Here is a 13,132-nt window from a genome sequence, read left to right on the forward strand (position 1 = left end):
GGACGGACCTTTCCTTTGTGAAACATTCTTTTTCAATCATAAGATTCGCTTTCTGTTATTGAAATTTGTAAAATAATAAATCAGGAGGGATGCAATATGTTGAAAAACTTACAAAGCACGAAGACGTTACATAACGGGAATGAAATTCCTTATGTCGGTTTAGGAGTTTACCAAATGAAAGATCCGTCTGAAACGGTACAGGCAGTGCGCACTGCGATTGAGTCAGGGTACCGTTCCATCGATACCGCGGCGATCTACGATAATGAGGAAAGCGTAGGACAGGGCGTGAAGGACGGTGGAGTAGCGAGAGAAGAACTGTTCATCACATCAAAAGTATGGAATAGTGATCAAGGCTACGATACGACATTGAAGGCATTTGAAACCAGCCTTAAAAAGCTTGAAATGGATTACCTGGACATGTATCTCATTCACTGGCCGGTGGAAGGCAAGTACAATGATACATGGAAAGCGATGGAGAGGCTCTATGGCGAAGGATTGATCAAGTCGATCGGTGTTAGTAATTTCCATCAGCACCATCTTGAAGACCTGATGAAAAATGGCAATGAAAAGCCCGTTTTAAACCAAATCGAATTACACCCTCGCCTGAATCAGGAAAAGATACGTGAATTCTGTGCATCACAAAATATCGCAGTAGAAGCATGGTCTCCAATCGCTCAAGGAAGAGTATTGGATGAACCTACTTTAAATCACATTGCTGAGAAGCATGAGAAGTCTGCAGCACAAGTGATTCTGCGTTGGCATCTTCAGAACGATGTCATCATTATTCCGAAGTCTGTTCATGAAAGCCGCATCCAAGAAAATGCTGATCTCTTCAACTTCGAACTTTCCATGGAAGAGATGAATCAAATCAACCAATTGAACCTTGATGAACGCTTTGGTCCAGACCCAGACAACTTCGATTTTTAATATATACTTTATATTGAAGAGTTCCGTTTACGAACGGATCTCTTTTTTTTAACCTGTATGTAAAAAAATGAAAAAAGTCATTGACAGAGATGAGAAGAGTATTATACAATTATCTCGAAATCAAAATAATCACATTCGAGATAACTTGTCTCTTTTTTTAATCATATATCTCAAATTCAAGATAATTGATGTAAAAATAATTGAAGTTGAATTGTTTAGACCTAAATCTCGATGGGAAAACATAAGGAGGAATAGAAATGACCGCATTAGCTGCGTTAGGTTTATTGGTTATTCGTTTAGTAGTGGGATTGACGTTCGCTGCCCATGGAACTCAGAAATTATTTGGGTGGTTCGGGGGTCACGGACTAGAGGGAACAGGAGGTTTCTTCGAGTCTATAGGAATCAAGCCTGGAAGGACGATGGCGCTTCTCGCTGGGATTTCTGAAGTGGCGGGAGGAGTACTGTTCGCTGCAGGTTTTCTTACACCACTGGCTGCTTTGCTCATTATCGGCACAATGATTGTGGCAATCGTAAAGGTACATGGAGCAAACGGTTATTGGGTGACCCAAAACGGTACAGAATATAATGTGATGCTTATCGTTGTTGCTTTAGGGGTAGCCCTCATCGGAGCAGGATCTTATTCACTGGATGCCTTGTTATTCACTTGATTGACCTGGCCGCCACCTGAAATTGTGTTTCACCCATTTAATATAGAAATGAATGAAAAAAGGAGAGATTTTATTTATGACGAACGTAAAATTGGCAATCATGTACTACAGTTCAACAGGAACCAACTATCAAATGGCAAAATGGGCAGAAGAAGCTGCGAAGGAAGCAGGTGCAGAAGTGAAGCTGCTTCGTTTTGAAGAGACAGCACCAGAAGGAGCGATCGCTTCAAATCCGGCATGGGAAAAGCATTATAATGAAACAAAAGATATCGTACCCGTAGCAACCCTTGATGACCTTGAATGGGCAGATGCTTATCTCTTCAATGTCCCGACCCGTTTCGGAAACGTGCCTTCTCAAGTTAAAGCCTTTCTGGATACGACCGGTGGACTTTGGTTCAACGGGAAACTTGCAAACAAAGTTGTGAGCGCCACCTCATCTGCAAGTAACTCACATGGTGGACAGGAGCAGACGGTACTGGCCCTTTACACAACCATGATGCACTGGGGTGCCATTATCGCCGCTCCGGGATATACAGATCAGTCAAGCTTTACTACCGGCGGGAATCCTTACGGAACGAGTGTGACAGTGGACCAGGAAGGCAATATGGTGGAATCGGTGGAGCCAGCAGTAAAACACCAGACACGCCGTACCATTCAGATCGCTGAAGCAGTGAAAAACGGATTGAAGTAATCCATCTGTATAAAAAAATGAGTCACGCTCATCCAAGCGTGACTCATTTTTTTTTCAAAGACCAATATCATCGGTGCACTTCGCCTCGCATTCGACTGGTTCTTCCGTCAGCGGATGCGGGAATGCAATACGGGCTGCATGCAATGCCTGGCGCTTAAGTAGCGGTTTTCCACCATAAAGGCGGTCTCCCACAAGAGGGTGGCCGATATGGCTCATATGTACACGAATTTGATGAGTTCGCCCCGTATCTAATTCAACTTCCACAAATGTAGTCGTTCCCCGATATTCCACTACTCTATAATGGGTGACGGCACTTTGACCGTTCAGCGACACCCTTCTTCTTGAATTATGGTGCCGGTCCCTCCCAATCGGTTCAGAAATGGTACCTTTTTTCTTTTTCAAATGTCCGTGGGCAAGGGCGAAATAGGTGCGCTTAATTTTTCGTTCGGTAAGTAGCCGGTCAAGTATCGCTTTACTCAGAGGATGCTTAGCAAAGATGATCGCCCCTGATGTATCACGGTCCAAGCGATGGATATGCATGACCCTGCAGCTTTCACCCTTTGCCTGATAATGGAAAGCGACGTAGTTGGCCAAGGTATCCTCATCATCGGGGGAATTCGGATGAGTATCGATCCCTGCAGGTTTATTCACGACAATCAAGTGATCATCTTCATACAATACATCGATTTCACCATAGGCCGGAGGGACATCATAGGCTGTTTTCTTAAACAAATGAATCTGCATCACATCACCCGGAGAAAGGGGTTCAGTCCAGGTAATCATCTGTCCGTTTACTTTAATATCACCGGACATCCTCATGGAATGAACCAGTTTCTTCGGTGCTTCCCAATGTTTTCTAAGAATTGTTTCAATCGTTACATTTTTCCATTTATCTGGAATGACTAGGTCGAATTCTTCGCCTTTTCTCCATGTTTTCATCAAAAAACTCCTTTAAATGACAAATATCTTATACTTATATGGGTATTAATTCCTACCGCAACCCCTTTTCGAACCAATTCATGGGTATAATTACCACGCAGTTGGTTCTACTTCTATGTTATCCTTAATATATCTATTACAGAGAGATTACAACCATTACAAAGGTGGGTTATGATGGTGAAAGTGTTACTAGCATCAACACATGAACAGGAAGATAAAATTCAGGAGCTCATACAGTATATGTATTGTACTATTTTCCCTGATTATTTTACAGATGAAGAAATCGAACAATTCGATGATATGCAAGTATTACATACGACGACGAGAAACTTTGAATATTTTGGAACCCTGAAGGAAGCCTTCCAAGTGATTTCAAGTTTACAAACATTAATTTCAATCGTTGAAAGCGGCTCAAGTGAAGAAGTATATGAAGATATGTTTTATCACAATGCTGGGATCCTCCAAAGTTTCGGCATGTTCTTTCCTTTATCGTATGAACAATTCAGTGAGGAATCTGACTGCAAGCATAATTTAAGCATTTATTCCAGAGCAGATAATCAACTGCTTGTGTAACGCGACACGAGCGAAGAAGTTAGATATTTTGTGAAATTCTGATAAATATGTTTAGAAGATTCTTTTGTGGGGAAAATACTTTTTAATAAGTTAATCTCGAAGATACAATGTATCTTCATCTTGAAATTCCTCCTCACTTGAAAGGGGCTGACCTGTGGAAAGGTCAGCCCCTCTTTTTTTTATTCTGATTTCACATTCTCTTCAAAAAATCTCTTGAAGTCCTCTTCAGGATGCTCTCCTACGATCCTTGCCATTTCTTTCCCATCTTCATAATGAACGAGGGTGGGAGTAGCTTCAATGCCGTATTGATCCCAGCCTTGTTCGAATTCAAGCAGATTGTACTGTTCCATATCGACTCCCATGTCTTCGGCAAGAGGTGCCAGTGTAGGTGTCGTCCTTTTACAATGAATGCAAGTAGAACTGTAGAAATATACGGTAGCGTCTTCTTTGTTCTTTATCTTCTCTTCCAACTCCTCCGGAAGAATGACATTCTGGTAGTTTGGATCGTCCAGAAGTTCAACGGTTGCCGGATTCAATTTCGCTTTCTTGAACTTATTTCCTTCCGCTTTCTGATTGTTCTGGATACTTGTGACAATGGCGATGGCTGCAAATAATCCGACAATCGCCACCAGGAATATGATGATTTTCTTCAATCTATTTGTCCTCCTTTATTGCTTTTAAAACCATTACGCTTGAGATGAAAATGATAATGAAACCGGTCAGGGCTAAAAACGGGATCGTAACAAAACCAAACAGGTTGATATATTCGCCTGTACACGGGACTCGTCCGCAGGCAGGTGCGCTTTCTGATAAGAACGAAACCTTCTGGATGGAATAATGATACATTGAAACGATAAGCCCGATACCGGATAGGATGGTAGAATATAATGCCGCCTGAAAATCTTTTCGTACATAAGCAACTCCTAATAGAATGACCATCGGATACATTAAAATACGCTGATACCAGCATAATTCGCAAGGCTCGTATTTCAAAATTTCAGAGAAATATAAGCTCCCGAGAGTTGCGATAAGGGAGGAAGCCCATGCAAGGAATAACAGAGAATCTGCTTTTTTATTCATAGAGAATTCCTTTCTTCGTATATTCTATCAAATTATAGTATGTTATTATTATAAAAGTAAAATAAGAAAACTTTATGAAGAAATATGATATTTTTTTAACGATTTGTGCAAGCGGTTGCAGAAACCGCTTGCTTGATTCCAACGGATCTTACAGGAGGAAAGCACATATGACAAAACAATGGTGGAAAGAATCGGTCGTCTATCAAATTTACCCTCGCAGCTTTATGGATTCCAACGGTGATGGTATTGGTGATATTCAAGGAATTATTTCTAAATTGGATTATTTAAAGAAACTGGGGATTGATGTGGTCTGGTTATCTCCTGTTTATGAATCCCCTAATGACGATAATGGTTATGATATAAGCAATTATAAAAAGGTCCTGGATGAATTCGGGACAATGGCCGATTGGGAAGAGATGCTACAGGAAATGCACGACCGTGATATGAAGCTTGTCATGGATTTAGTGGTGAATCATTCTTCGGATGAGCATGGCTGGTTTATGGAATCAAGGTCATCAAAGGATAATCCATACCGTGATTATTATATTTGGCGGGAAGGGAAAGACGGAAAAGAGCCGAATAACTGGGAGTCTGTTTTCAGCGGTTCTGCCTGGGAGTATGATGATACAACAGGAGAATATTTCCTTCATATCTTTTCCAAAAAACAGCCCGATCTGAACTGGGAGAATCCAACACTCCGTGAGGAAATCTATGACATGATGAAATTCTGGCTGGATAAAGGAATCGATGGTTTCCGGATGGACGTTATCAACTTTATTTCAAAAGTTCCCGGCCTTCCTGATGCACCAAATCCGGAGGGGAGAAGGTTTGCTTCTGGTCATGAATTCTTTATGAACGGTCCACGCATCCACGAATTTCTTAAAGAGATGAACCAGGAAGTCCTTTCTCACTATGACATTATGACAGTCGGGGAAATGCCTGGTGTTACACCGGATGAAGCTGTCCTTTATACGGGCGAGGACCGGGATGAAGTGAATATGGTATTCCAATTCGAACATATGGACGTGGACTCAGGCCCCGGTGGGAAATGGGATGTGATTCCATTTGACCTGGTTAAATTGAAAACAATCTTGACGAAGTGGCAAACGGAACTTCATGGTAAGGGCTGGAACAGTCTTTATTGGAACAACCATGATCAGCCGAGAATTGTGTCAAGACTCGGTGACGATGGGGAACATCGCGTGAAGTCGGCGAAAATGCTCGCTACCCTTCTTCACCTGATGCAGGGGACTCCTTACATTTATCAGGGAGAAGAGCTCGGGATGACCAATGTCCGATTCTCTTCCATTGATGAGTACAAGGATATCGAAACACTGAACATGTACCGTGAAAAGCTGTCACAAGGGAAGGATCCTAAGGAAATTATGGAGTCCATCTATGTAAAGGGAAGAGACAATGCCAGAACCCCTATGCAGTGGACCAGCGGTGAACATGGCGGGTTCAGTGAAGGGGAACCATGGATCAGGAGCAATCCGAACCATATAGAGATCAACGCTGAAGAAGCATTAAAAGATCCAGGATCAGTTTTTTACCACTATCAAAAATTGATCTCATTACGGAAAGAGCATGAAATCATTCCGTACGGATCATTTGAACTCCATTATGCCGATCATCCTTCCGTATATGCGTACACCCGGGCATACGGTAACGAGAAGGTCCTGGTCCTTTGTAATGTTTCAGGTGAACAGCAGGTCATCGAAAGGGTTGATTCCTTTGACATCACAAAGGCAGAGATTTTAATCACGAACGAAGAACAGCATAGTAAAGATGTCTTTACTTTAATGCCATGGGAGGCAACAGCTTACTATATTAAAGGATAAAGAAAGGAGTCTGGGACAAAAGGGTTTCAGATAAAGAAAAATCCGAACGACTGATAAATCAAATTTCTTCAAATCATCCATGCCCCTTTGCTAAAATAAAAGAAATGCACTGTCATGAACTTCGTTTCAACAGTGCACCATAAGGGTATATAATTCACGTATTTGATGAAGGAGTCGATCATAGATGGCAGAAAAACTAGACTTATCACAGTTTGAAAAGAAAATGATCATCCGTCCAATGGAACATAAGGACATTCAAGATATTATCAATATGCAGTCTGTCTGTTTTCCAGGGATGGATCCATGGAAAGTGGAGCATCTGGAAAGTCACCTGGAAGTATTCCAAGAAGGACAGCTCGTGGCGGAATTAGACGGTGAAATCATCGGTTCCTGTTCCAGCCTGATCATCAACTTCGATGAATATGACGACCGTCATACGTGGGATGATGTAACGGATAATGGTTACATAACGAATCATAATCCAGATGGTTATAATTTATATGGAATCGAGGTAATGGTGCACCCTGAATACCGGCGCATGAAAGTAGGGCACCGACTATACGAGGCAAGGAAAGATCTCGCGAGACAGTGGAATTTAAAGAGTATCATCATCGGGGGAAGGATCCCGAATTACTATAAGCATTCTGAAGAAATGTCCCCAAGAGAGTACGTGGATTCAGTTGGGCGACATAAGATTTATGATCCAGTGCTTTCATTCCAGCTACTGAATGGATTCACCCTGATGCGGATCAACCCGAACTACTTACCCGACGACAAGCGCTCCCATAAATATGCGACACTGATGGAATGGAATAACGTCGACTACCGACCGTCGAGCAAACGTCACTTCAAGACGAGCTATCCCGTCAGGATCTGCGTCGTACAATATATGATGCGTAAAATCAACTCCTTTGAGGAGTTTGCGAATCAGGTTGAATACTTCACGGATGTTGCTTCTGATGCAAAATCGGATTTCGTCGTATTTCCTGAAATCTTTACAACGCAGCTGATGTCTTTCCTGAATATCCAATCACCGAGCCTTGCCGTTAGAAGGTTGACAGATTTCACAGAAGACTATATTGAATTGTTCACAGATCTTGCGGTTCGATACAATGTCAACATTATCGGAGGTTCGCACTTCGTTAAAGAAGAGAATGATGAAATTTACAATATTGCTTACCTGTTCCGCCGTGATGGAACGATAGAAAAGCAATACAAAGTCCATATCACACCAAATGAACGGAAGTGGTGGGGGATCAGCCCTGGGGATTCTGTCAGGGTATTCGATACGGATTGCGGAAAAATCGCGATCCAGATCTGCTATGACATTGAATTTCCTGAACTTGCTCGCATTGCTACAGACAAGGGCGCAAAAATCATCTTCACCCCATTCTGTACAGAGGACCGACAAGGCTACCTTCGAGTAAGATATTGTGCACAGGCACGCGCTGTTGAAAACCAGATCTATACGGTCATCTCCGGTACGGTCGGAAACCTTCCGCAAACCGAAAATATGGATATTCAGTACGCTCAATCAGGCATCTTTGCTCCATCTGACTTTGAGTTTGCCCGTGACGGAATCGTCGGGGAAACCAACCCGAACATCGAAATGGTCATGATCGGCGACGTCGACCTTGAAGTCCTTCGCCGACAACGTCAATCAGGGACAGTACGTCAGCTCAAAGACCGGAGACATGATGTATATGGAGTGAATTATAAAAAATAAGGGAAATAAAAATGACCCCGCTGAATCGTTCAGCGGGGTATTTATTGTGTATATTTTATTTAAGTTAATTTCTATATATTGAAAAATGTCACGGCTCGGTTAACTACTAAAATGGATAGAGTATATTAGTCACAAAGAAATCAACCACCACTTGCAACTTAAAGAAGGAAAACAGCTTTTGAGAAAAAGGCAAAAGGTCTGAAGAAAAATTATGCTAAAATAAGGACTGAGCGAATCCTGTCGACAACTGACGGATTGTTTTAGAAGGAATTCTACAATATATGATAGAATTCATTATTATACAACATTAGGAGGGGATCGTTTTGAGTTGGAAAACATCTTGGGAAAAATGGAGCAGCTTTTCAAATCTGGATGAAGAAGTCAATGAACTGTTAGTGTCAATGAAAGACGACGAAAAGTCCTTAGAAGACGCATTCTACAAAAACCTTGAATTCGGTACTGGTGGGATGAGGGGAGAAATCGGTCCCGGAACCAATCGGATGAACATTTATACAGTCAGAAAAGCCTCTGAAGGATTGGCACGATACATAGAAGAACAAGGCCAGGAGGCTAAAAATCGCGGTGTTGTAATCGCTTACGATTCCCGTTATAAATCACCTGAATTCGCCATGGAGTCAGCGAAAACCCTGGCAACCCATGGTATCCAAACGTATGTCTTCGATGAATTGAAGCCGACACCTGAGCTTTCTTTTGCCCTCCGACAGTTAAATGCTTTCTCAGGCATCGTGGTAACGGCAAGTCATAACCCGCCCGAATATAATGGTTATAAAGTATATGGAGAAGATGGAGCACAACTCCCTCCACATGTTGCCGATGCAGTGATCGGGAAAGTGAATGCCGTTGAAAACGAATTGGAAATCCATGTTAAGACTGAAGAAGAATTAAAATCATCCGGCCTGATCAAAATGGTCGGGGAAGAGATCGACCGATCCTACCTGGAGCACCTGATTTCAATTTCTGAAAAGCCTCAGATCGCCAAGGAATCGGATCTGAAAATCGTATTTTCACCACTGCATGGTACAGCCTTGAAGATGGCTGAAAAAGGACTGAAAGCATTAGGATATGAGCAAGTTCATATCGTAAGGGAACAGGCAGTGCCGGATCCTGAGTTCACGACTGTAAAGTCTCCTAACCCGGAAGATAAAGCAGCATTTGAATACGCCATACGTGACGGGAAGGAAATCGACGCAGATATCCTGATTGCGACAGATCCCGATGCCGACCGATTAGGTGTAGCCGTAAAAGGGGAAACAGGCGAGTATATACTCCTAACCGGAAACCAGACTGGTGCCATTCTGCTTGATTATATCCTTGCCCGCAAACAGGAAAAGAACAGTATTCCTGAAAACGGACGAGTATTCAAAACCATCGTTACATCTGAATTGGGACGCAAAGTTGCTGAACATTATGGAGCTTCAGTCGAGGATGTGCTGACTGGCTTTAAATTCATTGGTGAAAAAATCAAGAAGTATGAAGAATCCGGTGAATATTCATTTTTATTCGGCTATGAAGAAAGCTATGGTTACTTGATCGGCGATTTCGCACGTGATAAAGATGCGATTCAAGCTGTGTTGATGGCAGCGGAAGCGGCTGCATATTATAAAAAAGAAGGCAAAACGCTTTATCATGTATTGAATGAACTATTTGAGAAGCACGGCTTCTATCAGGAAGGGCTGAAAAGTCTAACTCTGAAAGGAAAAGAAGGAGCTGAACAAATTCAGGGGATCCTGAAGGACTTCAGGGATGAACCGTTGAAAGAGGTGGCCGGTTTACGTGTTGTCTCATCAGAAGACTATAAGGTAAGTAAAAAAGTGGATTTAGTATCTGGTGAGGAAACATCCATCCATCTTCCATCTTCCAATGTGTTGAAATATCATCTGGAAGACGGGTCATGGATTTGCCTGCGTCCATCTGGAACTGAACCGAAAATCAAATTTTACTTCAGCGTCATCGGTGAGACACAAAGAGATAGTGATGATAAATTACAAGCTCTCGAGAATGCCATCATGGCAAAAGTGGAGACGATGATCAGTTCATCTGTAGGAGAGGTGTAAACCCTTTTCGTATGTTGAAACAAGAGATGTGTTCCTGCATCTCTTGTTTTTTGAATTATAAGGAGAACATGTGTTTTCGGTCAAAGGTCGTAGAACGTTTCATTCTTTTTGATAATACCGGTTTTGTGTAAATTCTATATACTAGTAGTGTAGGATCGGAGAGGACGATGAACATGAATCAGGAATCCCTTTCAAATATCGGGCTTTTGAAAGAGATAGCCGAATTGCTGAATAATGAAACAGAGCTTGCTTCCATGCTTTCAGGTGCATTAAAGAAACTGATCAGGGGCTCAAGTTTCACGACAGGCTGGATCTTTTTCATTGAAAAGGAAGGAAGTCACGAACTGGTTTCTTATGAAAATCTGCCAGAATCCCTATCGGACCGTAAGTGCGAGCTGATGAATAAGGGAGGGTGCTGGTGCGTAAATCGTTTCCGTAAAGGTAAGCTCACCAAAGCCTCCAATATTATTGAATGCCAGCGGATTGAGCAGGCGATCGAAGAGAACAGGGGAGAAACGGATGATATTACATATCATGCAACAGTTCCCCTTCAGTCAGGGAATGAGTCATTTGGGTTATTGAATGTCGCCGCGCCGAACAAGACCCACTTTTCCACTGATGAACTGGCTCTTCTTGAATCGGTTGCCTTTCAAATCGGTTCTGCGATTAAACGCATATTATTGACGAAAAAAGAGCAGGAAGTCGCGTTGATCGGAGAGAGGAACCGGTTGGCAAGAGACCTTCATGATTCGGTCAATCAGTTGTTGTTTTCCCTTACGTTAACGGCCAGGGGAGGGGCAGAAATGACCAGGGAGGAAGATGTAAAGGATACCTTCAAAATAATTCAAGGTCTTGCACAGGAGGCATTATCGGAAATGAGGGCCCTCATTTGGCAATTGAGACCTCATGGCCTGGAAAATGGAGTGGTGGAAGCGGCCAAAGGTTATGCAGAAATGCTTGGGTTGACCTTGGAAACGAAAGTGGTGGGGGTCATTTCCTTAAGCTCTAAAATAGAAGAAGTGTTGTGGCGTGTCAGTCAGGAAGCATTGAATAACTGCAAAAAACATTCCGGGGAGAAAACGATTCTCTATACCATGAAAAGCAATGCACAATCCATTCTTTTAACGATTGAAGATAGAGGCAACGGATTTCATTATGACAGGAAGCAGTCCCTGCCTTCAGTGGGGATTCAAAGCATGAGGGAACGTGTGAAAAGCATCGGGGGTACATTTACCATCGACAGCCAGCTTGGAAGAGGAACGATCATATCAGTTCAAATACCGTATTAGGAGGTGCCGGACAATGATTAGAGTATTGATAGCAGACGATCATCACGTTGTGCGCAGGGGATTGGTCTTCTTTTTGAAAACCCAGAAGGACCTGGATATTGTAGGAGAAGCAAAGGATGGAGCGGAAGCGGTTCGAATGGCGGCAGACGTAAATCCCGACATTATACTAATGGATCTGATGATGCCCGTCATGGACGGTATACAGGCGACCAGGGAGATAAAAAAGAATCATCCCCACATACAAATTCTGATGCTGACGAGCTTCTCTGATCAGAATCACGTCATTCCTGCTATCGAAGCAGGTGCGGCAGGGTACCAGTTAAAGGACATTGAACCCGATGAATTAGTACTCAGCATCCGAAAGCTTTTATCGGGTGAAAATTCTCTTCACCCGAAAGCTACCAATCATTTACTGACAAGGATATCGAAACAGGAACCCCCCCACAAAATCCATGAACTGACCAAACGGGAGAAGGATGTTTTGATTGAGCTTACCAAGGGGAAGAGTAATAAAGAGATAGCTTCTAGCCTCTATATAACGGAGAAAACGGTAAAAACCCATATTTCGAACATCTTTTCCAAGCTGGAAGTATCGGATCGGACACAGGCGGCTTTGTATGCCGTAAAGCATAAGTTGACAATAAATTAAATGGAGAAAGGATTTTATATCATGAATATCGTCATTATTAACGGAAGCCCCAGGAAACATGGTCGTACGGGAATTGCTGCAAGATTCATTGCGCGTAAGTACGACTGTGAACTCATTGACTTAAGTGATGGAACCCTTCCATTGTATACGGGAGAACAAGATCAGGCGGAGCTTCAGGCCGTTCAATCACTCAAACAAAAAGTGAAGGAAGCAGATGCCGTCATTTTAGCTTCCCCTGAATATCACAGTGGTATGAGCGGGGCCATCAAAAACGCATTGGATTTCTTGAGCAGTGAACAATTCGCACACAAACCTGTAGCCCTACTCGCTTGTGCAGGTGGAGGAAAAGGCGGCATCAACTGCTTGAACAATCTTCGCATCGTCGGTCGCGGAGTATATGCAAATGTCATTCCGAAGCAGCTGGTCCTTGATCCACATTGTTTCGACTATGAGGGAGACGGACTTCTGGAAGAACCTGCGAAACTTGTCGATGGTTTGATGAATGAATTGAAAGTTTATATGAAGGCTGCGGCGCTTGTCAAAAGTGAAATATCTTCTTCTTAAATAAAAAAACTGGCATTGGGCCGGTTTTTTTTGATTGTACCTTCAAATCACATAAAAGCTGATCCAATAGCGCATGCTAATTGGATCAGCCATAGGTGGAATTCTCTTTT

The 13,132-nt window shown here is 42.6% G+C and carries 13 protein-coding genes; 10 read left to right on the forward strand and 3 right to left on the reverse strand.

All coding sequences use genetic code 11. From position 1 onward, the window contains the following. Nucleotides 1-96: 96 nt before the first annotated feature. The 3 genes from SLH55_RS07595 (at nt 97) to wrbA (ending at nt 2,286) form a co-directional block, all read left to right on the forward strand. The gene (locus SLH55_RS07595; RefSeq protein WP_320323125.1) at nt 97-927 is read left to right on the forward strand and encodes an aldo/keto reductase; all 831 of its coding nucleotides are present in this window, start codon (nt 97-99) and stop codon (nt 925-927) included. 257 nt (nt 928-1,184) lie between these two features. Then, on the forward strand, nt 1,185-1,595 hold the full coding sequence (locus tag SLH55_RS07600; protein ID WP_219165751.1) for a DoxX family protein: 411 nt from the start codon (nt 1,185-1,187) through the stop codon (nt 1,593-1,595). A 76-nt stretch (nt 1,596-1,671) separates the two neighbouring features. Next, nucleotides 1,672-2,286 carry an NAD(P)H:quinone oxidoreductase gene (gene wrbA / locus SLH55_RS07605; RefSeq protein WP_219165750.1) on the forward strand — a complete coding sequence of 205 codons (615 nt, stop codon included), beginning with the start codon at nt 1,672-1,674 and terminating at the stop codon, nt 2,284-2,286. 54 nt (nt 2,287-2,340) lie between these two features. Here the strand turns inward: wrbA and SLH55_RS07610 are convergent, their stop codons facing one another. Beyond that, the gene (locus SLH55_RS07610) at nt 2,341-3,225 is read right to left on the reverse strand and encodes an RluA family pseudouridine synthase (protein ID WP_320323126.1); all 885 of its coding nucleotides are present in this window, start codon (nt 3,223-3,225) and stop codon (nt 2,341-2,343) included. A 174-nt stretch (nt 3,226-3,399) separates the two neighbouring features. Here SLH55_RS07610 and SLH55_RS07615 point away from each other — a divergent pair, with 174 nt between their 5' ends. Beyond that, nucleotides 3,400-3,798, forward strand: coding sequence for a YhcU family protein (locus SLH55_RS07615; RefSeq protein ID WP_257474854.1), 399 nt, complete (start codon nt 3,400-3,402; stop codon nt 3,796-3,798). 179 nt (nt 3,799-3,977) lie between these two features. On the opposite strand, the gene SLH55_RS07620 is transcribed toward SLH55_RS07615, so the two are convergent. Both SLH55_RS07620 and SLH55_RS07625 read right to left on the reverse strand, forming a co-directional pair. After that, on the reverse strand, nt 3,978-4,451 hold the full coding sequence (locus SLH55_RS07620) for a thioredoxin family protein (protein ID WP_219165747.1): 474 nt from the start codon (nt 4,449-4,451) through the stop codon (nt 3,978-3,980). Nucleotide 4,452: 1 nt separating this feature from the next. Then, the gene (locus SLH55_RS07625) at nt 4,453-4,878 is read right to left on the reverse strand and encodes a disulfide oxidoreductase (RefSeq protein ID WP_219165746.1); all 426 of its coding nucleotides are present in this window, start codon (nt 4,876-4,878) and stop codon (nt 4,453-4,455) included. A 167-nt stretch (nt 4,879-5,045) separates the two neighbouring features. Between SLH55_RS07625 and SLH55_RS07630 the strand changes: the two genes are divergently transcribed. The 6 genes from SLH55_RS07630 (at nt 5,046) to SLH55_RS07655 (ending at nt 13,022) form a co-directional block, all read left to right on the forward strand. Then, nucleotides 5,046-6,719, forward strand: coding sequence for an alpha-glucosidase (locus SLH55_RS07630; RefSeq protein ID WP_320323127.1), 1,674 nt, complete (start codon nt 5,046-5,048; stop codon nt 6,717-6,719). A 184-nt stretch (nt 6,720-6,903) separates the two neighbouring features. After that, complete coding sequence (locus SLH55_RS07635) at nt 6,904-8,445, forward strand: bifunctional GNAT family N-acetyltransferase/carbon-nitrogen hydrolase family protein (protein ID WP_219165744.1); 1,542 nt, start codon at nt 6,904-6,906, stop codon at nt 8,443-8,445. A 323-nt stretch (nt 8,446-8,768) separates the two neighbouring features. After that, a complete protein-coding gene (locus tag SLH55_RS07640) occupies nt 8,769-10,520 on the forward strand; it encodes a phospho-sugar mutase (RefSeq protein WP_219165743.1) in 1,752 nt (583 codons plus the stop codon). A gap of 173 nt (nt 10,521-10,693) precedes the next feature. After that, on the forward strand, nt 10,694-11,809 hold the full coding sequence (locus SLH55_RS07645) for a GAF domain-containing sensor histidine kinase (RefSeq protein ID WP_219165742.1): 1,116 nt from the start codon (nt 10,694-10,696) through the stop codon (nt 11,807-11,809). A gap of 13 nt (nt 11,810-11,822) precedes the next feature. Next, nucleotides 11,823-12,458: a response regulator gene (locus SLH55_RS07650; RefSeq protein WP_219165741.1), complete on the forward strand. Its 636-nt coding sequence runs from the start codon at nt 11,823-11,825 to the stop codon at nt 12,456-12,458. Between the two features lie 21 nt (nt 12,459-12,479). After that, on the forward strand, nt 12,480-13,022 hold the full coding sequence (locus SLH55_RS07655; protein WP_320323128.1) for an NADPH-dependent FMN reductase: 543 nt from the start codon (nt 12,480-12,482) through the stop codon (nt 13,020-13,022). The last annotated feature ends 110 nt before the right edge of the window (nt 13,023-13,132 follow it).

Source organism: Rossellomorea sp. YZS02, from assembly GCF_033963925.1.
Taxonomy (GTDB): domain Bacteria; phylum Bacillota; class Bacilli; order Bacillales; family Bacillaceae_B; genus Rossellomorea.

What these genes read in the sequence shown, in the direction of transcription:
- SLH55_RS07645 (WP_219165742.1), top strand. Translation starts at nt 10,694, where the DNA reads ATGAATCAGGAATCCCTTTCAAATATCGGGCTTTTGAAAGAGATAGCC.
- SLH55_RS07655 (WP_320323128.1), top strand. Translation starts at nt 12,480, where the DNA reads ATGAATATCGTCATTATTAACGGAAGCCCCAGGAAACATGGTCGTACG.
- SLH55_RS07600 (WP_219165751.1), top strand. Translation starts at nt 1,185, where the DNA reads ATGACCGCATTAGCTGCGTTAGGTTTATTGGTTATTCGTTTAGTAGTG.
- SLH55_RS07650 (WP_219165741.1), top strand. Translation starts at nt 11,823, where the DNA reads ATGATTAGAGTATTGATAGCAGACGATCATCACGTTGTGCGCAGGGGA.
- SLH55_RS07630 (WP_320323127.1), top strand. Translation starts at nt 5,046, where the DNA reads ATGACAAAACAATGGTGGAAAGAATCGGTCGTCTATCAAATTTACCCT.
- SLH55_RS07615 (WP_257474854.1), top strand. Translation starts at nt 3,400, where the DNA reads ATGGTGAAAGTGTTACTAGCATCAACACATGAACAGGAAGATAAAATT.
- SLH55_RS07595 (WP_320323125.1), top strand. Translation starts at nt 97, where the DNA reads ATGTTGAAAAACTTACAAAGCACGAAGACGTTACATAACGGGAATGAA.
- SLH55_RS07610 (WP_320323126.1), bottom strand. Translation starts at nt 3,225, where the DNA reads ATGAAAACATGGAGAAAAGGCGAAGAATTCGACCTAGTCATTCCAGAT.
- SLH55_RS07635 (WP_219165744.1), top strand. Translation starts at nt 6,904, where the DNA reads ATGGCAGAAAAACTAGACTTATCACAGTTTGAAAAGAAAATGATCATC.
- SLH55_RS07625 (WP_219165746.1), bottom strand. Translation starts at nt 4,878, where the DNA reads ATGAATAAAAAAGCAGATTCTCTGTTATTCCTTGCATGGGCTTCCTCC.
- wrbA (WP_219165750.1), top strand. Translation starts at nt 1,672, where the DNA reads ATGACGAACGTAAAATTGGCAATCATGTACTACAGTTCAACAGGAACC.